The sequence below is a fragment of the Pseudomonas sp. genome (assembly GCF_036404235.1).
GTDB lineage: Bacteria > Pseudomonadota > Gammaproteobacteria > Pseudomonadales > Pseudomonadaceae > Aquipseudomonas.
The window spans coordinates 1-24,591 of sequence record NZ_DASWOT010000039.1 but is presented as its reverse complement, the minus strand read 5'-3'; the positions used below and the strand labels follow the sequence as shown (position 1 = coordinate 24,591).

Below are 24,591 nucleotides of genomic sequence, written 5' to 3'. Positions count from 1 at the left end.
GGCAACAGACCTAGGGAAATCTTGCATAGCCAATAGCGTCCAGCTGTGCCTGGATCATGGGCCGGTGATCGGGATGGGCGATATCGAGCATCTTGACCACGCGCTGCTTCAAGGTCAGGCCGCGCAGATCGGCCACACCAAATTCCGTGACGATAATCCCGGCATCGCTACGTGCGATGGTCACCGGCCCACTCAGTCTGGCGACAATCCGGCTGTAGGCGCCTGCCGTGGAGGGCAGGGCGATAATCGGTAGACCTCCCTTGGCGTCTCGTGCGCCACGAATAAAATCCAGTGCGCCACCCACGGCGCCCACATAGTTGCCGGTAGCGACTTCCGAGTTGATCTGTCCGGTGAGGTCGACCTCGACCGCCGAGTTAATCGCCACCAGCCGGTCGATGCTGGCCAGTACTTGAGCGTCATGGGTGTAGCGCGTGGAGCGCAACTCGATGGCCCGATTATTGGAGGCGAAATCATGCAGCAGGCGGCTGCCCATCAGGATGCCGCCGACGCTGATGCCTCGGTCCCGTGTCTTGCGCTGATTGGTGATCACCCCGCTGTGCATCAGGCGCGCAACACCATCGCCTAGACTGCCGGAATGCGCCCCTAAATCACGATGCTCGCCCAGTGCGCTCAATACGGCATCGGGAATCGCACCGATGCCCATCTGCAGGGTTGATCCATCTTCGATCAAACCTGCGATATGCCCGGCAATGCGCTGATCGCTGTCGCGGATGCGGCTGACGGGGTTTTCCAGCGGGGCGCGGTCGGTGTACAGGATGGCGTGTAAATCTTCTGCGCCCAGGCTGCGCTCGCCATAGGTCCAGGGTGCCTGACGATTGACCTCGGCGATCACCACGCGGGCGTGTTCCAAGGCCGGCAACAGGTATTCGCTGGCGATGCCCAGGCTGTAGCGACCTTCTGCGTTGGCGGGTGCCAGTTGCAGGAGTAGCACATCGATGCGCAGTGCGCCGCTGGCGATCAGCGCCGGCAATTCGGAGTAATGGCTGGGCAGAATATCCAGCAGTCCTGCGCTGGCCAATTCGCGATTGGCACCTGCGCCGCAATAAGACATGAAGTCGACACAGTCTGCATGTTCCGGCAAGCACGTGGGGCTGTTGGCAATCCCGAGCATGACCTTGAACCGGCCAATCTTTTTGCGTTGGGCCATCAATGCCTGGGTCAGCGGTAACGGCTCAGCGTTGGCCTGGCCCCACATCACGGTATCGCCGGGGCGGATAAGGGTGGCCAGGTTCAGCGAGTTGAGCTGCAATAGCTGGGGCATGGCAAATTCTCGACAACATCTGCCCGTCAGGCCAGGGTTAGCTGGCCCACGGTAAACACGGAGGATGGTGGGGCAAACGGCGGCCTGGCGCCGCGTTGGTCATCACACGATCGAGGAGGGGTGCTTGGCCAGGGGCGTGACTTCAATGGTCATGAACGGGAACAGCGGCAGGGTTGACAGCAGCTCGTGCAGCTCGTCATTGCTGGCCACATCCAGAATGCTGATGTTCGAATACTGCCCGGCGATGCGCCACAGGTGCGGCCACTTGCCAGCTTCTTGCAGCTCGGTTGCACGCTTCTTTTCAGCCGCCTTGATTGCGTCCACGACGTCCACGGGAATATCGCGTGGGATTCTGACGTCCATCTTTACGTGATAAAGCATCGGTTCTACTCCAGCTTGAGTTTTTTTCTATGGCTTAACGAGTGGCTGAAACCTGAGTGGGGTGTTCTTCAGGTTCGCTCCCCAGCTTTGCGTCCACATCTTCCAGGCGCACACCACGAGTTTCAGGCAGCAAACACACGGCGATGATCGAAAGGGCATAGGCGACCAGGCAGAAGCCGCCAATCGCCTGGGCCAGCCCGAAACGCTCGGACAATACACCCACACCGGCGATGGACAGGGCCCCGAGAGATTTACCCAGATTGTAGGAAAACCCCATGCAGGTGGTACGAATGTGGGTTGGGAACAGCTCGCTGAGAAACGGGCCGAGCACTGCGAAGATCCCGGTGGCGAACGCACCCACCGGAAAACTCATCAGCATCAGCAGGGTTGGGCTCATCGGGACCAGCATGTAAACCACGGTAAAAATCCATGCGCCGATGCAGAACACCAACAGCGCCGGACGACGACCAAAACGGTCAGCCAGGTATGAGGTCAGCACGAACCCTGCGAATGCACCTGCGCACATGATCAGCATGGTCACCACCACGGGCCCCGGCTTGAGTCCACGCACCTGGACCATCAGGGTTGGTAACCAGGCCATGATGGTGTAGGCCGCAGCCTGCAAGCCGGTCACCAACATGGCGCCCAGCAATGTGAGGCGAATGACCGAAGGCCGGAATGCAGACAAAAGCGAGGCTTTTTCTTCAGTCTTGGCCTTGGCTTCGTTGAATATCCGGGCGTCCTTGACGTTGCGACGGATGAACAACACGAACGTGGCAGGAATGACCCCGACCCAGAACGCAACGCGCCAGGCCATTTCCGCTGGCAGATAGGCCAGCAGGCCCGTCATCACCACCGCCGACAGCGCCCAGCCCACGGAAAAGCCGCTTTGCACGAAACCCATTGCCTTGCCCCGGTGCTCCGGGCGGATGATCTCGGCCATCAGCGCTGCGCCCACTGCCCACTCGCCGCCAAAGCCCAGGCCTTGCAAGGTTCGCACGACCAGCATTTGTTCGTAGGTTTGGGTGAAGCCTGCCAGCGCGCCAAACAGGGTGAACCAGCAAATGGTGAAAATCAGGATGCGAACCCGACCGTAACGGTCGCTGAGAATACCTGCAACCCAGCCACCCAATGAAGCCGAGAGCAGGGCGGCGGTGCCGAGCACTCCGGCCTCGCCCTTGGAGATTTGCCAGACTGCCATTAGCGTAGGCAGCAGAAAGCTGAACATTTGCGCATCGTAGGTATCCAGCGCCCATCCAGAGAAGCAGGCCCAGAAAGTCTTGCGCTCTTGCGAGGAGCCGGTTTTATACCACTCGAACATGTCTCTGCCCTTCTTGTGTTGACTCTTGTTATTGGAGTGACCCTCGGTTCAAGCAGTGAACAAACCCATCGCGTCTGGCAAGTTGCCTTGCCGTCAATCGCCAGGTTTTCCACGGCCTGAGTGTGCGGGGCCATGATCAGGAGCATGCGACACTTTGCGTGTATCGCCCATTTGCCTTTGCAAAAGGCCGTCTTCCAACCTGACTAAAGCTTAGGGTTTGTCGCCGTCTGGTTGCTCACGACCAAACGTCAACAAACCTAGGGATTGCGCGGTGAAATCAGCAGATCTTGCGCCATGCTGGCAACCAGACGGCCGTCACGCTGATAGATCTGGGTCATCGCCAGGCCACGACCTGAGAGGCTGCGCACCGCGTCGTTGACGAACAGCAGCCATTCGTTGACGTTGATGTCCAGGCTGTGGAACCACAGCGTGTGGTTAAGGTTGCTGACGTAATAGTTCTGCCAGAGCTCCAACATGCCTTGCCGGGGAGCCAGGCTGGCGTTCAGCCAACTGTCGCAAAGGTAGGCAAGGGCGGCAGGGTGCAGGCAGCCCTCGGAGGGCAGCGACTGGTTCAGGCGTATCCAGTAGCTGATTTCTCGTTGTTCGGCGGGGTGTTCAAAATACCCTTCGGGATGGATCGGCCGAATGTCCAGGACCGGCCTGGCGCTGAAACGCAGCTGCACCGCTTCACTGTCGTGCGGGTAGCGCTCGGCCAGTTCGGCCAGGGTCGGCAGGCTTTCCGGTGACGGCACCTGACGCTGCAGGCGATGCGGATCACCGGGATCGCTTTGTGCCACCTGAAAACTGGCGTTGGCACTGAGAACCAGCCCTGTGCCCTGTACGCCATACACATGGCGGGTGCAAAGACGTCGACCATCTTGAAGTGGCTCGACGCTGTACTCGATGGATTCTTGCGGGCGAGCACCTTGCAGGAAGGTCATCTGCAACATACTGGGGTTGCGTCCATCTGCGGTTTGCGCTGCTGCCCATAAGGTTTGGCCGAGCAGTTGCCCTCCATACACCCGGCCATTGGCGTTGGTGTCGCACACGCAACTGCGCCAGTTTTGCTGGCCTGCGGGCTCAAGTGTCAGTAACTCGGTGAGATCACGTTGGTCCCAGCTCCAGTCGCTTTTCATCTGTGCATGGCCGCCAGGGGGCCTTGACCGGACGGTATTTCTGCACGGGACGCTTTAGCAGCGACGATGGCCGAAAAATCCAGTGGCACGCTGGTGATCGCTTGCAGGTGCTCGGGAGTGACGTCGCCGATCAGCTCGACGACCGTTACCCCGTCCGGCGTGATGTCCAAGGTTGCAAGCTCGGTATAAACGCGGCTGACACAGGCCAGGCCAGTCACGGGGTAGGTGCAGTCAGCCAATAATTTACTGCGCCCGTCCTTGCCCAGGTGTTCCATCATGACGAAGACCCGCTTGGCGCCGATGGCTAAATCCATCGCACCGCCCACGGCAGGAATCGCATCGGGGGCCCCGGTGTGCCAGTTGGCAAGGTCGCCATTGGCAGATACCTGAAAAGCACCGAGCACGCAGATATCCAGATGACCGCCACGCATGATGCCGAAGGAGTCCGCGTGATGAAAAAATGCAGCGCCTGGGGCCAGTTCGATGGGTTCCTTGCCGGCGTTGATCATGTCCCAATCTTCTTCACCGGGGGCTGCCGCCTGCCAGCGTCCCAGCACACCGTTTTCGCTGTGCAGGAAATAATCCTTGTCCAGGGGCAAATGGTTGGCGACCAGTGTCGGCAGGCCGATACCCAGATTGACGTAGGAGCCTTCGGGGATATCTCGCGCCACTCGTTGGGCCATGGCAATGCGTACGTTCTTATCCATAAATTTATCCCGCCTGGTTCAGAGTGACTGGTGCATCAGCCGATTTTTCGCGCAAGACAAGGTGCTTGACGAATATCCCTGGCGTCACCACGGATTCAGGGTCCAGCCCGCCCAGCTCATAGAGGTGTTGGATGGAGGCAATGGTGTTTTTTGCAGCCATTGCCATGACCGGGCCAAAGTTGCGCGCAGTCTTGCGAAATATCAGGTTGCCCCAGCGGTCTCCAGCCTCGGCCTTGATCAGCGCGTAATCGACGTGAATCGGGTACTCCAGCACGTAGTTACGGCCATTGATGTTGCGGGTTTCTTTGCCCTCGGCCAGCAAGGTGCCAAAGGCTGTGGGTGTGTAGAAGGCGCCGAGGCCACAACCTGCGGCGCGTAGGCGTTCGGCGAGGTTCCCTTGGGGCACGATCTCCAGTTCGATCTGGCCGGCGCGGTATAACCCTTCGAAAACGTGGGAGCCTGTCATGCGCGGATAGGAGCAGAGGATACGGCGCACCCGACCAGCCTTGAGCAGTGCTGCGAGCCCAGTCTCGCCCTGGCCTGCGTTGTTGCTGACCAGCGTCAGGTTGCGTGCGCCTTGGTCGATCAACGCATTGATCAGGTCGTCAGGCATACCAGCGCCACCGAACCCGCCCACGGCGATGGTCGCCCCATCGGGAATCTCGGCCAGCGCCGTCTGTGCGTTGGGGGAAAGCTTGTCGATCATGGCTCTTGTCCTTGTTTTGATTTCGTCCACCGTCATGACCAGCAACACCGGTATGAGCGATGGCAATCCAGCAAAGATGACGGGGCGGGTGCGTGGCCGCGACGCATCACCGATGCCGGTCGGATCAGCTTGCCCAAGGACGGACAGCGTCACAATTTCAGTCTTCGGAAGGCTCGTTTAACCAGCCATTAACGGCCCGCGACAGGGCGTTCAAACACCTGCCACGCCGACCGTCATGCCACCGCACACGTACAACACCTGGCCGGTCACAAAGCCGCTGCGCGCATCCAGGAAAAACGACGCGGCCTGGGCGATGTCAGCGGGCACGCCGAGACGCTTGACCGGGATCGAGTCGATGATTGCCTGGGTGCGAGGACTGTCCGGCGGGTTGGCTTTTTCGAATAGCTCGGTGCGGATCGGCCCTGGCCCGATAGCGTTAGCGGTGATGCCCCAGCGCCCCAGTTCCAGGGACCAGACGCGGGTCATGCCCAGTAAACCGGCCTTGGTGGCGGCGTAGGCGCTGCGCAGCTCCTTGCCCAGGGCTGCGCGTGAGGACATGTTGAGGATGCGCCCGAAACCGGCCTGCTTCATGCCGGGTAACAACGCCTGCATGCATTGCAGCGAGCAACGCAGGTTGAGGGCCCAGACCCGCTCCAGTTCTTCTAAGCTCTGTTCTTCGGCGCTGTTAGGGCAAACCATGCCGACATTGTTGACCAGACGGGTGATTGGCCCCTTGCTCAACGCTTGCTGCAAGGCTTGGGCAGTGGCTTTCAGGTCGCTCAGATCGGCGATCAAGCCGTTGCCGATTCGGTCGATAATGACCGGCTCATAGCCTTCGTCGAAGCAGCGCTCGGAAATAGCGGCGCCGATACCGGAGGCGCCTCCGGTAATCAATACACGTTCTTTGGACACGGGGGTGTCTCCTTGGGTGGGAGCTAGACAGTGGCGACAGGATTGAGTGGCGCGCCCACCGCGCCAGGCAGACGCAAAGGCGGGGCGGTCAGCAGGAAACGATTGCGCTTGTTGGCCCGCAGCCACTGGGCCAGAGGAGTGAGATGCCAAAGCTCGCCCAGGTGTACGCCAAGTTTGAACAGGCAGTGATGGTGCAAGGGCATTACCGAACAGCATTCGTCGCCCTGACCATTGGGGAAAATTTCGACCGAGTAGTTGTCGGCGGCAATCGCGACCAGTCCCGAATCGGTGATCCATTGCAACAAGCGCTGGTCATTGCCGTCGAGCACTGTGCCGAGGTTTTCCAGCGCCTTGGCATCTGGCTGCTTGTTCATGCCAAGCACTGCCTGGGCGTAACCGGTGTGCAGGCAGACGATATCGCCAGGTTCGACCTGCACGTTATCGGCCTCCAACACCCGCATCAGTTCGTCATAGCCGATTGGCGTGCGGGCGTCGCCATAGTGATGATGCAAATCGATCATGACCCCACGGCCTTGCACGCAGGTTTCGGCCATGCGCTCGATGCCCAGTGCATGGGCGCAAGAGGTGCTGTGTGGGGCGATTTCGCCATGCAGGCCGCAGTCGGCGATATCACTGGGGCCAATAACATCGGTATGGGCGGCGTAGCCGTTGTAGTAAAGCGGTTCGGCCACGCCGTCGCCGTTGGCGTCGAACAGCGCGCCCACATGGGAGAGGGCGTCCCATTGGGTGGAGTATTGCAAGTGCAGGATTGCCAGGTCGTCACTGAGTACGTCCGGGCGTCCGGCTTCGATGCGGTCATATTGATAGTTCATGTTGACCCCGCCCTTGCGCAGCAAAGGGCGCAGGATCGGCGGCAGGCGATTGACGTTCATCGCGTTGCCGCCCGGATAGTCCAGCGGCAGGCTTAGGCAGAAAACCCGGCCCTCACGAACTTCGGCAATGCCCTGTAGTACTTTTTCGGGTGTCAGCAGATTGAGCCGGCCCTTTTGGTCATCGGGGCCGAAATCACCCCAATTCGAGCCTTCAGGGCGATGTTTCCAACGCGGTTGAGTCATAAGGCTTTCCTGTTGTTTTTATGGATGCTGAAGGCTCGCAAAGTCCCGAACGCTTGGCGGTCAGGCTCTCAGAGGTGCAAGACGCAGACAATTTTGCTTTTCCAAACGCAGGCTTAAGCGTTGCTTAAAGCGGCTGGCTGCTGGTTGCGCTCGTGCGGCACCAGTCGATCAGGCTGTTGGCGAAATCACGGCCAAAAGATGAAAGCCCGTCGAAATCCTGGGCACACAGCTGGAAGGTGCGTACAGCCCAAGGGTCGAGCAGCGTGCAGGCGCCAATCTTCTGTTGGCCCTTGAGGCGGGCGAAACCCGCCTGAGGCACGATGGCAATGCCAGCGCCGGCCTCGACCATACGTAAAATCGCATCGGTGCTGGCGACCTGGACTCGGATCGTCAACGGCGTATGCAGCGCGGCGGCGGCACGGCTGAGGAACACATGGATAGCGCTGCCTTCGAGCAACGAGACGAAGGCGTATTGCAACGCTTCCTTGAAAAACACCTCGCCGTTGGCCAGCACCGGATGGCCAAGCGGGGCGATCACCATCAGGCGACTGGACACCAACGGCACGCTTTGCAGCCCATCGGTCACAACGCTGCCAGAAACGATGCCCAAATCGGCACCACCATCGCGAATACTGCGCACGATGTCGTCGCTCAGGCGTTCGCGCATGTCGATATGCACGTCCGGGTGGGTCTTGAGGTATTCGCCGACCACCGGCGGCAGGTATTCGGCGATGGCCGTGGTGTTGGCCAAGAGGCGTAACTGCCCCTTTAGGCCAATGGCGTACTCCTGCAAGTCGCCAGTGAGCAGTTCCAGTTGGGCGAGGATGACGCGTGCATGTTGCAGGTAGGTTTTGCCGGCGTTGGTCAGCGTTACCCCTTGAGGTGAGCGCTCAAGCAAGCGCATGCCAAGGTTATCTTCCAGGTTTTTGATGCGATTGCTGGTCGCGGGCACCGAGAGAAACGAGCGCTCGGCACCGCGCGTCAGGCTGCTGGTTTCCGAGATATTAATGAATAGCCGGAAATCCGTGATATCGAAATGCATCGCCATGATTATTGACTTCTTTTGCAGGGATGACTGACCCACGGTAATGGCGGGCGCTACCCCTGTCCATATACGCCCGGCTCACGGGTTTACCACTGCGCCGGTTCGAAACGAAAGCCTGCGCCCTCGCGACGGATATAACCGCAATGTGGCTCGCCGAAATGCACCGGCATCAGCAACGCTTCCCGATCAGCTGCGCGGTTGAGGAAGTCCAGGCGTGTCTTGCGCGCAGTGTCGGCCCAGATGCAATAACCAGAGTTAACGTCCGGGCGCACGATCTGCAGCGGGCTGTGAAAAATATCGCCGCAGAACAGCCCTTCTTCGCCCCGTGAGCGCACGCGAAAAGCGACTTGCCCAGGACTGTGCCCCGGCGCGGGTTCAACCACCAGGCAGTCGGCGATTTCCTGTGGCGGCTCGATCATCACCCCAAGACCTTCGTTAATGATTGGCATGACACTGTCGAAGAACGAGTCGCCAAATACGTCGATAACGCCTGGTTCCTTGTTTTTACCTTCCTTGCAAAAGACAAAATCTTCCTTGGGGATGTAGTAACGCGCGTTGGGAAAGGTCGGCACCCAGCGATCGTCCTGCCAGGTGGTATTCCAGCCTACGTGGTCGGCGTGAAGATGGGTCAATACCACATGGGTGACCTTTTCCGGGTGCGCGCCTGCGGCAATCATCCATTCGCGCACCAGGGTATTGAGCATGTTCATCCGTGGGATGCCGGCGCGTGGCTTGAAGTTACCAACGCCGGTATCGACCACGATGATGTTGTTGCCCGCATGCACTACCCAGAACTGGATAGTGACGATCAATTTGTTCATGTGCGGGACCCAATGATTGGGCGCCATCAACTGCTGATGCTCATCAAGCACGCTGCGGTCGATATCGGGAAACAGAAATGCCGGGTCATGAGTGGGGCCCGCATATTCCAGAATCCGGGTGACTTTGATATCGCCGATCATGCGTGATTGCATCATGGTTTGTTTTCCTTTGTTCTTATGATTTAGGCCGCGTGGCCGCTGGGGGCGATGCGGTTTTGCGGGTGACTCATGAATGCCTGGTAAATATCGCAACCTGCACGATTGTCGAGAATGTATTGCTCAAGCAGGGTGATGACCCATTGCGGGCTTTGTACTGGCATGAAATGCCCCGAGGCAACGTGCAGCGTTTCGATATGGCTGGCCAGCGCTGCCAGGCGGTCGATCTCCGACGGTGGACGCAGGCCGTCGTATTCACCTGCGATGAACAGTGTCCGGGAGGGTAAACGAGGCAAGTCGTCTTCAAGTTCCATGCGCGCCAGCATGGAGAAGATCGCCGCGAAGCTCTGTGGGTCGGCGCTCAGCCAGCGATGGCTGAAGCTCTCGAACGCTTGCGGGTCAGTGCGCAACGGCGCGGGCCAGGTTTTTTCCAGAAGCTGCGGGATCAGTTCGCGCAAACCCTCGTGACGAATCGCCGCGGCGCACTCCAGTGTGGCATGTCGCGCGTGTGGAGCCACACCACAGGCGGGTGAAAAACCAATTAGATGGCTGATCAGTTGTGGGTAACGGGCGGCGAAACGGATAGCGATTGCTGCCCCGACTGCAACCCCGGCCAATGCTATCGGCCCTTCGATAGGCAGTGCCGCCAGCAGCGCGTAGAGGTCATCGACCTGTTCGTCGACAGTGGTTTGGCCAACGATTTTTTCGGAAAGTCCCGAGCCACGAACGTCGTAGCGTAATGTTCGAAACCTGTTATTGAGGCGAGTGCAGGGCGTGTCCCAGCTTTCCAGCGTGCCGCCCATTTCGTGAATTAATACCAGCATGGGGCCGTTTTCGGGGCTCAGTTCATAGCGCAGGACATTACCGTTGATCTTGATCCACTGCATGACAATGCTCCTTCAAACGCGTTCGAACAGCGCCGCCATGCCTTGGCCACCGCCAATGCACATGGTTTCCAGGCCATAGCGAACGTCTCGCCGACGCATCTCATGCAGCAGGGTGGTCATGATACGCACCCCGGTAGCGCCAATCGGGTGGCCTAAAGAGATGCCCGAACCGTTGACGTTGACCCGTTCAATGTCTTGCAGATCCCAGGCGCGCAGGACGGCCAAAGCCTGGGCCGCGAATGCTTCGTTGACCTCGATCAGGTCCATGTCCGCCAGGCTCAACTGAGTGCGCTCAAGCAGCTTGGCGACAGCGGGCACCGGGCCGATACCCATGCGCGCCGGGTCGCAACCGGCCGCCGACCAATCGACCAGGCGAGCAATGGGGTGCAGGTTGTAGCGAGCGGCGTATTCACGCGAGACCACCAGACAGCCAGCGGCGGCATCGTTTTGCTGGCTGGAATTACCCGCCGTGCAAACCCCCTCTGGCAGGAGGGTGCGCAAGCGGGCCATGCTGTCCAGGCTGGCGTCGGCCCGAATGCCTTCATCCATGTCCACCCATTCGCTGGCACCACGTTTGCGTGGAACCTCCAGTGCAATGACTTCCTCGGCAAAGCGTCCTTCAGACCACGCCCGAGCAGCGTTTTGATGGCTGCGCACGGCGAAGTGGTCGGCGTCTTCACGGCTGATGCCGTAATCGCGGGCCAGGTTCTCGGCCGTTTCCGGCATGCCCGAGATACGCCCGAAGCGCGACTCGGGCTGTGAGCGCTCGCGGCCACGCTCCAGGCGGTCGTGCATTTTCACGCTGCCAGCACGAGCGCCCCAACGCATATTGGTGGTGTAGTACTCGATATTGCTCATGCTTTCCACGCCGACCACCATCACGGCTTCGGCGTGTCCGGTCTGGACATGCATCGCGGCATCAGCGATGGCCTGCAAGCCCGAACCGCAGCGGCGGTCCAGGGTGTAACCCGGCACTGACAAGGGTAGGTCGGCAAGCAGGGCGGCATAGCGGCCCATGCAGGGTGCTTCGCTGTTTGAATAGGATTGCGAAACGATGACTTCGTCCAGCGAATCCGGGGCGATATCCAGGCGGCTCATCAGGGTGCGAATTACAGTGGCCGCCAAATGGTCGGCACTCAGTGACGACAGGGCGCCACCGAATTTACCGATAGGTGTTCTCAAGGGCGACACGATCAAAGCGTCCTTCATAACGCTGGTACCTTTTATTGTTAGCGTGTGCAAAGCGATGGACCCAGCATGGCGTCGCTTGGCTTGCCCGACAATTTCGTTTAGCGAAAGGCCGTCTTCCGTGCTGCTTAACGATGACTGTGCAGCGGTCATGTTTTCCTTAGTGCAAGTGTCGCTTAAGCAAATCCCAATACCCAACGCGCTGCGCGCTGCCCATGCTGGCACTGCTCCAGGCGTCTGCCGCCCGAAGCCCTAATAAGAAAATAATGATCGGGAATCCTCACATGCAAAAGCTTCCCCTGGCGCGACTCTGCGCGCTTTCCTGTATTGCGCCCATCGTGGCACTCCCTGGTATGGCCAAGGCTGATTTTCTCAGTGACAGCAGCGTTACGCTCGATATGCGCAACTTCTATTTCAACCGTGACTTTCGTCAAGACAACGCGGCTCAGTCCAAGCGCGAAGAGTGGGCGCAGGGCTTTATGTTCAATGCCAAGTCCGGATATACCGAAGGGCCGATAGGCTTTGGCGTGGACCTGTATGCGGCGCTGGGGGTGAAGCTCGATTCATCCGACGCCCGTGCAGGCACCGGATTATTGCCCAACGCCTTCGGCAACTCCGGGCCGGACGAATACAGCGATGTGTCGGGTGTCTTCAAGACCAAGGTGTCCAAGACCGAGCTCAAGGTCGGGGGATTCATGCCCAAGTCACCCGTGCTGCTGTCCAGTGATGCGCGATTATTGCCGCCCATCTTCAACGGCGCGACGGTGGTCTCCAGGGATATCGACAACGTGTTGATCGATGCCGGGCAATTTCGCAGCGTCAACTATCGCAACTCCAGCGGTAACCACGACGACTTCCTGACCGGCAACTATTCGGCCAGCAGCGATCGCTTCGACTACGCCAGTGCGGCCTACACCATCAGCCCGCAATTGACCGCGGCCTTTTGGCGGGCGGAGCTCAAAGACGTTTACCAGCAGAACTACTACAACTTATTGGCAACTCAAAAACTGGGAAGCTGGACTCTGGGCGGCAATGTTGGCTATTTCGACTCCTCGCAGGTCGGGGCGCAGCGTGCAGGCAAGATCGACAACGGCCTGACCTCCGTGCTGCTGTCGGCCAATCTTGGGGCGCACACCTGGCGGGTCGGCTATCAGGACAACAGCGGCAGTTCGCCGTTTCCCTATTTGCAGGATGCCGATCCTAACGTGGCCAACGTGGTGCAAATCCTGGATTTCACCCGTGCTCAGGAACGCTCCTGGCAAGTACGCTACGACGTGAACATGGCAGGTTATGGCATACCCGGCCTGACATTCCTGGCGCGTTATCTGCGCGGTGACGGGTTCGAAGTAGCCGGTAGCAATGCCAAGGAATGGGAACGCAACCTGGACGTGAGCTATGTCGTGCAGAGCGGCCCCTTGAAAAACGTCGGCGTGCGCTGGCGCAACGCGATGGTGCGTTCCGACGCGGCGGGGGAGCTGGACGAAAACCGGTTGATTGTGTCCTACACCATTGCCTTCAAGTGACCGAGACAAACGAAACTCATTGAACACCAAACGGATCACTGAGCATCCAGTGGTCCGTTGAGGTGAGCGGCTGATGCTTTGGCGAACGCTGCGATCAAGCAAACCAACGGACGCTATGACGCGCTTTAAAAGCTGAGTCCTCGGCATTGAAAATGGGTCGCATTTCTCTGATACAATTTGAAATGATTATTGTTTGCGTTAGAATGGCGCCTTTCTTATCTGTCTCAGGAATTGCGACCTTGACGCCTCGTCTCCCCGCCACACTGCTGCTGGCCGGCGCCTGCAGTGTTCTACCGCTGGCCCATGCCGCCGATGAATTGACCCTGCCTGCCACCCAAATCCAGAGCAGCGCCGAACAGGGTGACGGTCAGGACCAGACCCGAGGCTATCAAGGCAAGCCCGCTGGCAGCACCACTCGCCTGGGCCTGACCGACAAGCAAACGCCGCAGGCAGTGACCACCATCACCCGGCAAGCGCTCGACGACTTCAAGATCACTGGCATCAAAGATGCCTTGCGCTCTGCGCCTTCGGTGACCGTGGAGCAAACCGAAACCGACCGTACCGAGTTCACCTCACGGGGCTTCGACATCAACACCTTTGAATACGACGGCATGGGCATGCCGTTCGTAGGGACCACGCTGGTGGGCGAACAGGATCTGGCCGAGTACGAACAGATCGACGTCCTGCATGGCGCCAACGGCTTGATGAGCGGTGCGGGTAACCCATCAGCCACGGTCAACTTCGTGCGCAAACGGCCGACCGATACCTTCCAGGCACAAGTCGACACCAGCGTCGGCTCCTGGGACAACCGTCGGATAGATGTCGACGTTTCTGGCCCGTTGACGCCCACCGGCAACGTGCGCGGGCGCTTCATTTATACCCACGACAAGGGCAACTCGTGGATGGATCGCTACAGCCATGAGCGCAACGTCGCCGCTGGCTTGTTGGCGTTCGACCTGTCCGATGCCGACACCCTGACGGTGGGGTTTTCCCAGCACGACAGCGACTCTAACGGCAGTACATGGGGCAACCTGCCACTGGTCGACAGCAATGGCAACGCTATCCATTACGGCAGCCGAAGCTCCAGCATCGGCCAGCCCTGGACCTACTGGAACCTGCACACCCAGCGCGCCTTCGCCGAGCTAAAACATGACTTCGGCAACGGCTGGAACGCCACACTGACTGCAACGGGCATTAAGGAGAAGCAAGACACCAATATGTTCTACATCGCCGACGTAACCGGCGATGACGCCACGGCCTTTGCCGCTCACACCACCAGCGAGGACCATCAGTTGCTGGGCGAGGCCAAGGTGTCCGGTCCCTTCAGCCTGTTCGGCCGCGAGCATGAGCTGACCTTCGGTGCCGCGTATGGCCGTACCCATCAAAAGGCCCGGGAATACGATGCGGTCGACGGTGGCTACTACTCAACCTCATTCTCGGGCGTGCTGGCGGGCACGGCGGCCCATCCATCGTTCCTGTTCACCAGCGACAGCAACACACAAAACTTCAACGACAGCCAGAAGAGCGTGTACGCGGGGGCCCGTTTCAGCCTGGCCGATGACCTGCACTGGATCGCCGGTGCGCGCATGCTCAGCCTGGACGGTTCCGGCGACAGCTATGGTTCGGACTACTACACCCGCGCGCATGGCAAGGTCACGCCCTACACGGGCCTGGTCTACGACCTCGACAAACAGTGGAGCGTTTACGCCAGTTGGACGCAGATCTATAGCCCGCAATACAACCTGGGCTCCGACGGCAAACTGATCGACCCGCTCGAAGGTAAGAGCATAGAGGCCGGTGTGAAGGGCAGCCTGATGGACGACCGCCTCAACCTCACCGCTGCCGTGTTCAAGACCAATCAGCGAAACGTGGCCGAGTATGCGGGCTTCGTGGGTGGACAATCCGTCTATAACCCAATGGACTACAAGAGCCACGGCATAGAGCTGCAAGCCTCTGGCGAAGCACTGCCTGGCCTGGACCTGCTCGGCGGTTATACCTACGTCAGTATCGACAACGACGACGGCGACAAGGCGCGCAAATATGTGCCGACCCATAGCCTGCGCGGCATGGCCACCTATCGCTTGCCCGGATTGCCCCAAGCCAAGGTCGGTACGCGGGTCAGCTGGCAGAGCGCGGTGCAAAACGACTCGAACAGCGCCATCCGGCAGAACGCCTACGCCCTGCTCGACCTGATGGCCAGCTATGACATCGACAGCAACTGGAGCACATCGCTGAACCTGAATAACGTCACCGACCGCAAATACCTGCTGTCGCTATACGACAGTGCGACCACCGCCAGCTACGGCGCGCCACGTAACCTCGTCGCTTCGGTGACCTGGAAATACTGATTTGCCATACGTGTCGCCGAAGGCCCCTGAAGGTCGTTTGGACCTTATCGCAGCCTTCGGCAGCGCCTACAGAAAATCGCTTTTATTCAGATCGTTACAGTGTGTTTGGGGAGCTTGTGTAATCGTGGATTATTATCAACTTCCCACCCGTCCACAGCCCGCGCGCATCCTGATCATCGAGGATGACGTGGAGTTGTGCGCGCATCTGTGTGCCCATTTGAGCCGGCGTGGTTTCGAGCTGAGCAGTTCGCACCGTGGTGATGAGGGCTTGAGCATGGCGCTGCGGTTTGCGGTGGATCTGGTGCTGCTGGACATCATGTTGCCCAATGAAAATGGCTTGAACGTCTTGTCCTGTTTGCGCAGGGAGCGGGGCATACCGGTGATGCTGATGTCGGCTTTGGGGGCCGAGCAGGATCGCATCACCGGGTTCAGCCAAGGCGCCGATGACTACCTTCCCAAGCCTTTCAGCCTGGCGGAACTGGACGCACGCATCGATGCGTTGCTGCGGCGTGTGGCGATAGACCGCGCAATGGACGTTCCACAACCCCAGGCCAACCGCCCTGCGCTGGAACTGGATCTGCTTGCCCGGGACGTCAGTTTCAATGGTCAGATGGCCGGACTGACAGCATCGGAATTCCGGCTGTTGCTCACCCTTCATGAGCACACCGCAGAGCCCTTGACCAAGGCGTTCCTATACCAACATGTGTTGCATCGTCCCTACACGCGTCTGGATCGTGGGTTGGATGTGCATGTGTGTAACCTGCGTCGCAAGCTGGGCGCGATTCAGGTAAGTGCAATACGGATCGAAGCCGTGCGGCACCAGGGTTATGTGCTGCTGTGCGAGGGGCCTTCATGATGCATCGCCGACATCCGCTGTTGTGGAAACTGGCGCTGCTTCAAGTGGGTTTTTGCCTGTTATTGGTTTGGCTGGTGTGGGGCTGGGGCACGCAAGTTGAGCGCAGCACCTACTTTCTGGAAAAGTCCGACCGTATCGTACTCAGTGGATATGCCGCCGAGGCCGAGCAGGTATGGGCAACTCAGGACCGTGAGGGCGTAGAGCGCTGGCGACAGGCGTTGCAGCAGCGCGAACACACGTGGGTCGGCGTCCTCGATGGTTACTTGCAAAGTTTGGGTACGCAGCCGCTGAGTGCGAACGAGGTCAGCCACCTTACCTTCATGCGCAAGCTGAATTGGCCGATGAGCAAGCGCCTGGACGACGAGTTGCCCTACGTCAGCATCGAGTTCCCGAACCATCCGCACAGCGGTCGGCTGGTGCTGCAATTGCCGGAACGCCTGTTGCCACCAGGGCTGACACCCTGGACCCATTTATTCACCCATGGTGTTGTTCCGGCGCTGTTCGCTTTGGCTCTTGGCCTGGCGCTGTATCGCCATCTGGTGGTGCCGTTGACCGAATTGCGCGAGCGCGCCAATGCACTGCGCGCTGGCGATCTGGCACCGCTTGCGGGCAGTTCGGTTGCGTTGCGCCACGATGAGTTGGGCGAGTTGGCCCGCGCCTATGAACACATGGCTGAGCGCCTGCGACAAAGCCTGCATCAGCAGCGCCAGTTATTGCGCACCTTGTCCCATGAAATCCGCACACCGCTGGCGCGGCTAAAGATCGCCAGCGAAAGCGGACTGTCGCAACAGCATCTCGAACAGCGTCTGGCTCGGGAAATCGAGGACATGCAGCGATTGGTGGATGACTCGCTCAACCTTGCCTGGCTGGACACTGAACACCCCAGGTTGCAGGGCGAGAATGTGGTGGTGGCATCGGTGTGGGAAGCGCTGGTTCAGGATGCTCACTTTGAGAGCGGCTGGCCGCTGGAGGCGCTGATTTGTGAGCTGGACAGCGACTGCGAGGTTTACGTCCACCTCGACAGCTTCGCCCAGGCACTGGAGAACATTCTGCGCAACGCTATCCGCCATTCGCCCGAGCACAGTGTCATCCGATTGAGCGGTCGGCGAGAAGGCTGCGCCTGGGTGCTAGGGGTCGAGGATCTTGGCCCTGGCGTTGCCGAGGCGGACCTGGAGCGTATTTTCGAACCCTTCCTGCGCCTGGATGGAGCGCCAGGGACGGGGTTCGGTCTGGGCTTAAGCATCGCCCGGCGGGCCATTGAGTTGCAGGGCGGGCAACTGTGGGCCAGCAAGGGTACGCAAGGGTTGCGTATGAACCTGCGTCTGCCAGCGGCAAATGTTTAGAAAGTTAATGCGCTTTACTCGCAACTGCATCTAATTATCATATGCGATCTTTACTGGCCTGCCGCCATCGGCTGGGCTGACGTTTTGGAGATCGCCACATGCACCGCCTGCCGCCCTTGTCTCTGCTCACCTTGAGTGTTTGCAGCCTGTTGCCTATCAGCAGCTTCGCCGCAGAACCCGTTGCCCCGTCCCCCATCGAACTGGAAAGCCAGACGGTACTGGGTACCGCAGAGGAGGAGATCAAGCAGGCGCCGGGTGTTTCGATCATCACTGCCGAGGACATCAAGAAGCGTCCACCGGCCAACGATTTGTCGGAGATCATCCGCACCATGCCGGGCGTCAACCTGACAGGTAACTCCAGCAGTGGTCAGCGCGGCAACAATCGACAGATCGACATTCGTGGCATGGGCCCGGAGAACACCCTGATTCTGGTCGACGGCAAGCCGGTCGCCAGCCGCAACTCAGTCCGTTATGGCTGGCGCGGGGAGCGTGACAGCCGTGGCGACAGCAATTGGGTACCGGCCGATCAAGTCGAACGGATCGAGGTCATTCGCGGCCCGGCCGCCGCACGTTATGGCAATGGCGCCGCGGGTGGGGTGGTGAACATCATCACCAAACAACCGAGCCTGGAAACGCACGGTTCGGCCACGGTCTACCACTCGTTTGCCCAGCACAGCGACGAGGGTGAAACAGAGCGCATGAACTTCGGCCTCAGCGGCCCGATGACCGACAGCCTGAGCTACCGGGTTTACGGCAACATTGCCAAGACCGATGCCGACGATGCCGACATCAACAGCGGCCACGAGTCGGCGCGAACGGGCAATCAGACAGGCACTCTCCCGGCCGGACGCGAAGGGGTACGTAACAAGGACGTCAACGGCTTGCTGCGCTGGAAGTTGTCTCCCGAACAAACACTGGACCTTGAAGCAGGCTACAGCCGACAAGGCAATATCTACACCGGCGATACCCAGAACACCAACAGCAACAGCAGCGTGAAAAGCTTGCTTGGCCACGAGACCAACATCCTGTATCGGGAAACCTATGCCGTGACTCATCGCGGCGACTGGGATTTCGGCACCACGCTTGCGTACCTGCAATATGAGAAAACCCGCAACAGCCGAATCAATGAAGGCCTGGCGGGCGGCACCGAAGGCATTTTTTCCAGCACTGATTTCAACACCAGTGTGTTGCGTGATCTGACGGCCCATGGCGAGGTCAATCTGCCGTTGCACGCAGGCGTCGATCAGGTGCTGACGCTGGGCACTGAATGGGTTGAGCAACAACTGGATGATCCAAGCTCCAATGTGCAAACCACCACGGCAGGCGGCAGTGTCTCCGGACTTGCCAGCAGCAACCGCAGCAGCACGGCGTCGGCCCGGATTGCCTCAGTGTTCGTGGAAGACAACATCGAGCTTCGGCCCGGCACGCGGCTGACCCCGGGATTGCGTCTGGACCACCACGACATCGTTGGCGACAACTGGAGCCCATCGCTGAATCTGTCGCAGGTGCTCACCGACACGCTCACCCTCAAGGCCGGTATCGCGCGTGCCTACAAAGCGCCGAACCTCTATCAGCTCAATCCCAACTACTTGCTGTACAGCAACGGCCAGGGTTGCTACGGGCAGACCACCAGTTGCTACCTGCAGGGCAACGCTAATCTGGACGCCGAGACCAGCGTCAACAAAGAGCTGGGGATCGAGTACCGCAACGACGGCGTGGTGGCTGGCCTTACGTATTTTCGCAACGACTACAAGAACAAGATCGAGTCTGGCTTGACGCCGGTCGGCAATGCGACCGGTGGCACCGGCAGCACCGCCAACGCCAGTATTTTCCAGTGGGAAAACGTCCCCAAAGCATTGGTTGAAGGGCTGGAAGGCAACCTCACATTGCCGTTGAGCGAGCAACTGAACTGGACCAATAACTTCACCTACATGCTGCAATCGAAAAACAAGGAAACCGGCGACGTGCTATCGGTCACGCCCAAGTACACCTTGAACTCGATGCTTGACTGGCAGGCCAGCGATGACCTGTCGCTGCAACTGAATGTGGCGTGGTATGGCAAACAGACACCGAAAAAATACGATTACCACGGCCAGCGGGTCACCGGTTCGTCCAACAACCAGCTTGCCCCATACGCCATCGCCGGTATGAGCGGGACCTACGCATTGAGCAAAAACCTTAGCCTGACCGCAGGCATCGATAACCTGTTCGACAAACGCCTGTGGCGAGAAGGCAATGCGCAAGGCGTGACCAATATTGCAGGGGCGGGGGCCGCGACCTACAACCAGTCCGGGCGTACGTTGTACACCAGCCTGACGGCGTCGTTCTGATGCGTTGGTCGATAGCAAGCGTGTTGACTTTCGCGCTGCTGGCGCACGTTTCGCTGGCCGTTGCCAAACCGTCGCCGGACCAGCTCATGGACGCCCCTGTGTTACGTGAGCCCAGCGCCTACAGGTTCAACACCCTGGAACTGGATTCAGCAGACGCTGCGCGGCACTACCGGATATGGATCGGCCAGCCAGCCTCCGTGACGGTCGATACTCCGGTTGCGTATCTGCTCGACGGCAACGCGGCGATGGCTGCACTGGACATCGACGGGTTAAACCGTCTGGCAAAAAGTCCAGCGCCGCCGGTACTGGTCGCAGTAGGTTACGCCACACCGCTGCGCATCGAACGCACGGCTCGCACGTTTGACTACACGCCGAACGTTGCAGGCGCAGCGCAGCAACGCGACCCGCTGACGAATGTTCCCAGTGGTGGCGCCGATGTGTTTCTGGATTTGTTGACGCACACGATCAGGCCGCAGATCAACCAACTGCTGCGGGTGACGCCCAAGCGGCAATTGCTGTGGGGGCATTCCTATGGTGGGTTATTGGTGCTGCACACACTGCTGACCCGGCCTGAGCTCTTTCAGGCATACGCTGCTGCCAGCCCGTCGCTGTGGTGGCATAACGGCGTGATTGACGCTGAACGCGTGGGGCTGGAGCGGCGCTTACAGGGGAGTAGGCCGACGCTGCTGCTGATGCGTGGAGAGCTTGAGCCTGCCAGCCCGGTTGCTGCGACCCAGCCCCAGGTTGCCGCCGACGCAGCGGCTAAACACGTGTTGGCCTCGCTGCAAAATATCGGCCGATTGCAGACTCAGTACACCGTATTCCCCGGATTGGGGCATGGCCCGATGCTGCAAGCGTCCCTGCGTTATACCCTGGAGAGCTTAAGCCAACAGCAACCTCGCCCATGAGCTGCGATGCAGCCCACTGGCCAGATGCAGGGGAGGGTGGATCGTTTCGCCTGGTGTACACCCTCACCGCCAATCAATCTCCACCACCTCTCCTTTCAACCGTACCGGCCAGGTCCGTAATTGCAGCGCCGCGTCTTCCAGGCAGGTACCGTCTTGCAGTCGGTAATGCTGTTTGTACAGCGGCGAAGCAATCACTAAATCTCCCGCCAGATTGCCGATAATGCCGCGACCGATCACGTTGGCGCCGGACACCGGGTCGCGGTTATCCACTGCGTACAACGTTCGTCCGCCATCCGCTTGGGGCACGTAGAACAAAGCGACTTGCCTGTTGCCCACCAGCGCGACCACCCCGGAATTAAGCACCAAATCCTGTTGCCCACACACGGCACGCCAGACAGGTGTCGGGGCGTTGTCGGTCATTGCTGCATTGGCCTGGTTCATTGGGCTATTTCCTCGACGGCAATCAGGTTGAGTTCATTGGCGCGCGCCGGACGACGTTGGCTGCGTTCCTTGATGAAGTGGATGTCCGGGTCGCCACGCTTGTCGTTGACGAAGGTGCGGAAGCGCTTGAGTTTTTCCGGGTCTTGCAGGGCGTTGGCCCATTCACACTCGTAACGGTCGACTACGCATTGCATCTGCGCCTCCAGCTCTCGGGCCAGGCCCAGGCTGTCGTCGATCACCACGGCCTTGAGGTAATCCAGACCGCCTTCCAGACCCTCACGCCAGACTGAAGTGCGCTGCAATTTGTCGGCAGTGCGGATGTAGAACATCAATACCCGGTCGATGTAGCGAATCAGTGTTTCGTCGTCCAGGTCGGTGGCGAACAGTTCAGCGTGGCGCGGACGCATGCCGCCGTTGCCGCAGACATACAGGTTCCAGCCGTTCTCGGTGGCGATCACACCAATGTCCTTGCTCTGCGCTTCGGCGCATTCGCGGGTGCAACCGGAAACGGCAAACTTGAGTTTGTGCGGCGAGCGCAAGCCCTTGTAGCGATCCTCGATATTCAGCGCCATTTGCACGCTGTCCTGCACGCCATAACGGCACCAGGTGCTGCCGACGCAGGACTTCACCGTGCGCGTGGATTTGCCATACGCGTGACCGGTCTCGAAACCGGCGGCGATCAGCTCGCTCCAGATGTCGGGCAGTTCGTGCAATTGCGCGCCGAACAGGTCAATACGCTGACCGCCGGTGATCTTGGTGTACAGGTCGTATTTTTTCGCCACGGCGCCAATCGCGATCAAGCCATCCGGGGTGATTTCGCCCGCCGGAATGCGTGGCACCACCGAGTAGGTGCCGTTCTTCTGCATGTTGGCCATGAACGTGTCGTTGGTGTCTTGCAGCGGCACCAGCCAAGGCTCCTGGATTGGCCGGTTCCAGCATGACGCGAGAATCGAGCCGATCGCCGGTTTGCAGATGTCGCAGCCAACGTGGCCTTTGCCGTGGCGGGCGAGCAGGTCGTCGAAGGTCTCGATGCCTTCCACACGCACCAGTGCGTACAACTCCTGGCGGGTGAAGGCGAAGTGTTCGCACAGGCTTTTATCCACCGCGACGCCGCGTGCAATCAACTCGTGCTCGAAGACTTGCTTGAGTAATCCGGCGCAACCGCCGCAGCCGGTGCAGGCCTTGGTTTGCGCTTTCAGGCCAGCAATGTCGGTGCAGCCGCCATCGATGGCCGAGCAGATCGCGGCCTTGCTGACGTTGTGGCAGGAGCAAATAGTCGCCGTGGCGGGTAATGCATCGGCCCCCAGCGTAGGTGCGCCTTCGCTCTGCGGCATGATCAGGCTTGAAGGGTCGGCAGGTAATTTGATGCCGTTCTGTGCGTATTGCAGCAGGGTGTCGTAATAACTGTTGTCGCCGACCAACACCGCGCCGAGCACTTGTTTGCCATCCGCCGACACCACCAATCGGCGATAGCTGCCGCTGGCTTCGTCGATGAAACGATAGCTGCGTGCGCCAGTCAGCGCACCGTGGGCATCGCCGATGGAGCCAACATCGACCCCTAGCAGTTTGAGTTTGGTCGACATGTCGGCACCGAAGAACGGCTCGGCGTCCAGCCCGCACAACTGCGCCGCGACGTTGCGAGCCATTTGATAGCCCGGGGCAACCAGACCGAAAACGTTGCCGTTCCAGGCCGCGCATTCGCCGATGGCAAAAATGTCGGGGTCACTGGTGCGACAGTGCTCGTCAATCGCGATGCCGCCGCGAGGCCCCAGCTCCAACGCGCAGTGGCGGGCGAGGGCGTCCTGTGGGCGGATACCGGCGGAAAACACCACCAGATCGGTTTCCAGAAATTCGTCACCCGCAAAGTTCATCCGAAAGCGATAGTCCTCGCCTGGCGTAATCGACTGCGTGGCGCGCGACAAATGCACACCAACGCCCAATGCTTCGATACGTGACTTCAGCGCGGCGCCGCCGAAATCATCCAGTTGCACTGGCATCAGTCGCGGCGCGAACTCCACCACATGCGCTTCCAGCCCCAGAGACTTCAGCGCGTTGGCGGCTTCCAGGCCAAGCAGGCCGCCACCGACCACCACGCCGCGTTTCGCATGACTGGCCGCTGCGCGAATCGTGTCGAGGTCGTCCAGGGTGCGATACACCAAGCGCGAATCGCCTGCCGCGCCTTCAATCGGCGGCACAAATGGATAGGAGCCAGTCGCCAGCACCAGTTTGTCGAAGGTAAAGCAGCCATCGGCGGTGATGACTTCGCGGCGAACGCGGTCGATCTCCACTACTGGAACGCCCAGGTGCAAGGTCAACCCGCGCTGTTGGTACAGCGCGGCATCGCACATGGCCAGGGACTCGGCGTCGCGCCCGCCGAAATATTCGGACAAATGCACGCGGTCATAGGCGCGCTGGCGTTCTTCACCAAACACCAGGATGCGATAACGATTCAGCGCGCCGTCAGCGATCAACTGCGCGACGCACTGGTGACCGACCATGCCGTTACCGATGACGATCAGGGTCGGCACATTTTCAAGAGGGGCGACTGTGGTGTTCATAGCAAGTCCCGGCCAAAGCCATTCAGTTTTTTCGAAAGCAAAAAAAAAGGCGCCCGGAACCTTTCGGTTCCAGGCGCCTTTGCCTGTTCTGTGTTGGTTGCCGCCAATCCCGCCATTGTGCAGAGGGTGTCGGTGCAACCTGCTGAGCCCGATGCCCTCATGGGCTGGCGATCGTCATTGACCGTCAGGGCCGCCAGCCGCGCATTAAGGCTGGACTTGAAGGGGATCAAGCAAGGGATGTGCCAGCGAGTGGTTTAGAACGTGGGGCTGGGAAGTTACCGAGGTTTTCAGCCCCATCAATGCTGGGCGCGAGGTTTGGTGGCAGGCATTAATTCGCGTTCTTTTGCGCGTCGTCGTCCCTTTTACATCGCCGTTCAAAAGGCGCGAAAAAAGTGCGTGAAAGGTCATCGACGCTTCATTGTGATGCCAAACTTGCGTCTGTCGAACCTCAAAATACCATTGTTTATCCCTGCTTCTGCTTCTGCTTCTGCTTCTGCTTCTGCTTCTGCTTCTGCCGCAGGCGTAGGAGCAGGGCTTGTCCCGCGACCGGCGGGGAACCCGTCGTAAACCTGCACACGCGGCGTGACGGGCAAACCGCGCGCACCGGGTTTACTACAGAACGCAGTTCAATCTGTAGGAGCCAACTTGTTGGCGAGGCGACCAACG

General features: G+C 59.7%; 21 protein-coding genes. 6 read left to right on the top strand and 15 right to left on the bottom strand.

Annotated elements, in window-relative coordinates; translation table 11 throughout:
- Positions 1-10: 10 nt before the first annotated feature.
- The 12 genes from VGC62_RS05215 to VGC62_RS05160 form a co-directional block, all read right to left on the bottom strand.
- The gene (locus VGC62_RS05215) at positions 11-1,282 is read right to left on the bottom strand and encodes an acetyl-CoA hydrolase/transferase family protein (RefSeq protein WP_331185999.1); all 1,272 of its coding nucleotides are present in this window, start codon (positions 1,280-1,282) and stop codon (positions 11-13) included.
- 102 nt (positions 1,283-1,384) lie between these two features.
- Positions 1,385-1,663 (bottom strand): muconolactone Delta-isomerase, encoded by a 279-nt coding sequence (gene catC / locus VGC62_RS05210; RefSeq protein ID WP_331185998.1) that lies wholly within the window; start codon positions 1,661-1,663, stop codon positions 1,385-1,387.
- Between the two features lie 34 nt (positions 1,664-1,697).
- Positions 1,698-2,984, bottom strand: coding sequence for an MFS transporter (locus VGC62_RS05205; RefSeq protein WP_331185997.1), 1,287 nt, complete (start codon positions 2,982-2,984; stop codon positions 1,698-1,700).
- Between the two features lie 257 nt (positions 2,985-3,241).
- Complete coding sequence (locus VGC62_RS05200; protein ID WP_331185996.1) at positions 3,242-4,120, bottom strand: acyl-CoA thioesterase; 879 nt, start codon at positions 4,118-4,120, stop codon at positions 3,242-3,244.
- Positions 4,117-4,827, bottom strand: a complete 711-nt coding sequence (locus VGC62_RS05195) for a 3-oxoacid CoA-transferase subunit B (protein WP_331185995.1) — start codon at positions 4,825-4,827, stop codon at positions 4,117-4,119. The genes VGC62_RS05200 and VGC62_RS05195 overlap by 4 nt, the downstream gene beginning before the upstream one ends.
- A 4-nt stretch (positions 4,828-4,831) precedes the next feature.
- Positions 4,832-5,533, bottom strand: coding sequence for a 3-oxoacid CoA-transferase subunit A (locus VGC62_RS05190; RefSeq protein WP_331185994.1), 702 nt, complete (start codon positions 5,531-5,533; stop codon positions 4,832-4,834).
- Positions 5,534-5,743: 210 nt separating this feature from the next.
- Complete coding sequence (locus tag VGC62_RS05185) at positions 5,744-6,445, bottom strand: SDR family oxidoreductase (protein WP_331185993.1); 702 nt, start codon at positions 6,443-6,445, stop codon at positions 5,744-5,746.
- A 23-nt stretch (positions 6,446-6,468) separates the two neighbouring features.
- Positions 6,469-7,521 (bottom strand): cyclase family protein, encoded by a 1,053-nt coding sequence (locus VGC62_RS05180; protein WP_331185992.1) that lies wholly within the window; start codon positions 7,519-7,521, stop codon positions 6,469-6,471.
- A gap of 124 nt (positions 7,522-7,645) precedes the next feature.
- On the bottom strand, positions 7,646-8,569 hold the full coding sequence (locus tag VGC62_RS05175; RefSeq protein ID WP_331185991.1) for a LysR substrate-binding domain-containing protein: 924 nt from the start codon (positions 8,567-8,569) through the stop codon (positions 7,646-7,648).
- An 83-nt stretch (positions 8,570-8,652) separates the two neighbouring features.
- Positions 8,653-9,543, bottom strand: coding sequence for an MBL fold metallo-hydrolase (locus VGC62_RS05170; RefSeq protein ID WP_331185990.1), 891 nt, complete (start codon positions 9,541-9,543; stop codon positions 8,653-8,655).
- 26 nt (positions 9,544-9,569) lie between these two features.
- Positions 9,570-10,430 carry an alpha/beta hydrolase gene (locus VGC62_RS05165; protein WP_331185989.1) on the bottom strand — a complete coding sequence of 287 codons (861 nt, stop codon included), beginning with the start codon at positions 10,428-10,430 and terminating at the stop codon, positions 9,570-9,572.
- A 12-nt stretch (positions 10,431-10,442) separates the two neighbouring features.
- Positions 10,443-11,639, bottom strand: a complete 1,197-nt coding sequence (locus VGC62_RS05160) for an acetyl-CoA C-acetyltransferase (RefSeq protein ID WP_331185988.1) — start codon at positions 11,637-11,639, stop codon at positions 10,443-10,445.
- 263 nt (positions 11,640-11,902) lie between these two features.
- Here VGC62_RS05160 and VGC62_RS05155 point away from each other — a divergent pair, with 263 nt between their 5' ends.
- The 6 genes from VGC62_RS05155 (at position 11,903) to VGC62_RS05130 (ending at position 20,926) form a co-directional block, all read left to right on the top strand.
- Positions 11,903-13,141 carry an OprD family porin gene (locus tag VGC62_RS05155; RefSeq protein ID WP_331185987.1) on the top strand — a complete coding sequence of 413 codons (1,239 nt, stop codon included), beginning with the start codon at positions 11,903-11,905 and terminating at the stop codon, positions 13,139-13,141.
- Between the two features lie 266 nt (positions 13,142-13,407).
- Entirely contained in the window at positions 13,408-15,489 is a 2,082-nt protein-coding gene (locus VGC62_RS05150) for a TonB-dependent siderophore receptor (protein WP_331186007.1), read from the top strand.
- A gap of 124 nt (positions 15,490-15,613) precedes the next feature.
- Positions 15,614-16,345, top strand: coding sequence for a response regulator transcription factor (locus VGC62_RS05145; RefSeq protein WP_331185986.1), 732 nt, complete (start codon positions 15,614-15,616; stop codon positions 16,343-16,345).
- On the top strand, positions 16,345-17,688 hold the full coding sequence (locus tag VGC62_RS05140) for a sensor histidine kinase (protein WP_331186006.1): 1,344 nt from the start codon (positions 16,345-16,347) through the stop codon (positions 17,686-17,688). The genes VGC62_RS05145 and VGC62_RS05140 overlap by 1 nt, the downstream gene beginning before the upstream one ends.
- A gap of 98 nt (positions 17,689-17,786) precedes the next feature.
- Positions 17,787-20,018 carry a TonB-dependent siderophore receptor gene (locus tag VGC62_RS05135; protein WP_331185985.1) on the top strand — a complete coding sequence of 744 codons (2,232 nt, stop codon included), beginning with the start codon at positions 17,787-17,789 and terminating at the stop codon, positions 20,016-20,018.
- The gene (locus VGC62_RS05130; protein ID WP_331185984.1) at positions 20,018-20,926 is read left to right on the top strand and encodes an alpha/beta hydrolase; all 909 of its coding nucleotides are present in this window, start codon (positions 20,018-20,020) and stop codon (positions 20,924-20,926) included. Before VGC62_RS05135 ends, VGC62_RS05130 begins: the two co-directional genes overlap by 1 nt.
- A 63-nt stretch (positions 20,927-20,989) precedes the next feature.
- On the opposite strand, the gene nirD is transcribed toward VGC62_RS05130, so the two are convergent.
- The 3 genes from nirD to VGC62_RS05115 form a co-directional block, all read right to left on the bottom strand.
- A complete protein-coding gene (gene nirD / locus VGC62_RS05125) occupies positions 20,990-21,367 on the bottom strand; it encodes a nitrite reductase small subunit NirD (RefSeq protein WP_331185983.1) in 378 nt (125 codons plus the stop codon).
- A complete protein-coding gene (gene nirB / locus VGC62_RS05120) occupies positions 21,364-23,925 on the bottom strand; it encodes a nitrite reductase large subunit NirB (protein ID WP_331185982.1) in 2,562 nt (853 codons plus the stop codon). Before nirB ends, nirD begins: the two co-directional genes overlap by 4 nt.
- A 463-nt stretch (positions 23,926-24,388) precedes the next feature.
- A partial coding sequence (locus VGC62_RS05115; RefSeq protein ID WP_331185981.1) for a hypothetical protein occupies positions 24,389-24,591 on the bottom strand: 203 nt, incomplete at its 5' end.

Coding starts and splice junctions, on each gene's coding strand:
- VGC62_RS05215 (WP_331185999.1), bottom strand. CDS start 1,282: ATGCCCCAGCTATTGCAGCTCAACTCGCTGAACCTGGCCACCCTTATC.
- catC (WP_331185998.1), bottom strand. CDS start 1,663: ATGCTTTATCACGTAAAGATGGACGTCAGAATCCCACGCGATATTCCC.
- VGC62_RS05205 (WP_331185997.1), bottom strand. CDS start 2,984: ATGTTCGAGTGGTATAAAACCGGCTCCTCGCAAGAGCGCAAGACTTTC.
- VGC62_RS05200 (WP_331185996.1), bottom strand. CDS start 4,120: ATGAAAAGCGACTGGAGCTGGGACCAACGTGATCTCACCGAGTTACTG.
- VGC62_RS05195 (WP_331185995.1), bottom strand. CDS start 4,827: ATGGATAAGAACGTACGCATTGCCATGGCCCAACGAGTGGCGCGAGAT.
- VGC62_RS05190 (WP_331185994.1), bottom strand. CDS start 5,533: ATGATCGACAAGCTTTCCCCCAACGCACAGACGGCGCTGGCCGAGATT.
- VGC62_RS05180 (WP_331185992.1), bottom strand. CDS start 7,521: ATGACTCAACCGCGTTGGAAACATCGCCCTGAAGGCTCGAATTGGGGT.
- VGC62_RS05175 (WP_331185991.1), bottom strand. CDS start 8,569: ATGGCGATGCATTTCGATATCACGGATTTCCGGCTATTCATTAATATC.
- VGC62_RS05170 (WP_331185990.1), bottom strand. CDS start 9,543: ATGATGCAATCACGCATGATCGGCGATATCAAAGTCACCCGGATTCTG.
- VGC62_RS05165 (WP_331185989.1), bottom strand. CDS start 10,430: ATGCAGTGGATCAAGATCAACGGTAATGTCCTGCGCTATGAACTGAGC.
- VGC62_RS05160 (WP_331185988.1), bottom strand. CDS start 11,639: ATGAAGGACGCTTTGATCGTGTCGCCCTTGAGAACACCTATCGGTAAA.
- VGC62_RS05155 (WP_331185987.1), top strand. CDS start 11,903: ATGCAAAAGCTTCCCCTGGCGCGACTCTGCGCGCTTTCCTGTATTGCG.
- VGC62_RS05140 (WP_331186006.1), top strand. CDS start 16,345: ATGCATCGCCGACATCCGCTGTTGTGGAAACTGGCGCTGCTTCAAGTG.
- VGC62_RS05135 (WP_331185985.1), top strand. CDS start 17,787: ATGCACCGCCTGCCGCCCTTGTCTCTGCTCACCTTGAGTGTTTGCAGC.
- VGC62_RS05130 (WP_331185984.1), top strand. CDS start 20,018: ATGCGTTGGTCGATAGCAAGCGTGTTGACTTTCGCGCTGCTGGCGCAC.
- nirD (WP_331185983.1), bottom strand. CDS start 21,367: ATGAACCAGGCCAATGCAGCAATGACCGACAACGCCCCGACACCTGTC.
- nirB (WP_331185982.1), bottom strand. CDS start 23,925: ATGAACACCACAGTCGCCCCTCTTGAAAATGTGCCGACCCTGATCGTC.